This window comes from Rhodococcus sp. ENV425 (assembly GCF_002887785.1).
In the GTDB taxonomy this organism is placed as follows: domain Bacteria; phylum Actinomycetota; class Actinomycetes; order Mycobacteriales; family Mycobacteriaceae; genus Rhodococcus; species Rhodococcus aetherivorans.
The window spans coordinates 33,020-33,648 of sequence record NZ_PCZU01000209.1; the positions used below are offsets into that span (position 1 = coordinate 33,020).

The following is a 629-nucleotide window of genomic DNA, read 5'->3' on the forward strand; positions in this document are numbered from 1 at the left end:
GGCCGAGCGCGGCCCCCGCCGCCGGCTTCGCGAGGGCGGCGCGGCGCGCCAGGTCGGCGCTGCTCACCGCGAGCGCCCCGGCGACCACCGTCGCCGGCACGAGCCGATGTGCCTTGAAGAACACCCACGACCAGGACGCGTTGAGTGCCAGGTTCACCGCGAGGGCGGCCCGGTAGTAGGTGGCCTCGTCGACCCGCGCCTCCGATTCGAGCTCGTCGATGGCCACAGCGGAACTCACCGCGATGTCGCCGTACAGCGCCGTCCACACGACGGGGAAGACCGCACTCGGCGGCTGGAACGACGGCTTGCGCAGTCGCCGGTACCAGCGTGTGTCCACGTCCCGGGAGGCGATCGATCCCACCACCGCCGTCGCGGCGGTCGCCGCGGTCGTTCCGAGCAACGTGCGGCCGAACATGCTCGACATACCTGCTCTCCTTACTCCCGCCGTCGGCGAGGTCGTCACATCGCGAGGTCGTGGATCTGGGGGAAGGGCCGCTGCGGATGCGGCGGCGAGGGCTCGGGATCCGGCTCCGGCGGGAACGGCGGCTGCGGCTCCGGTGGGGTCGGCACCGGGTTCGGCTCCGGTGGGAACGGCGGCGGCGGCGTGGGCGTCGGCGGGATCGGCGGGG

1 protein-coding gene is annotated in these 629 nt (G+C 73.9%); it reads right to left on the reverse strand.

The window, feature by feature from the left end; translation table 11 throughout:
* Nucleotides 1-424: TspO/MBR family protein (locus tag CQZ88_RS17420; RefSeq protein WP_258008643.1), on the reverse strand; the 424-nt coding region annotated here is incomplete at its 3' end.
* Nucleotides 425-629: the final 205 nt, after the last annotated feature.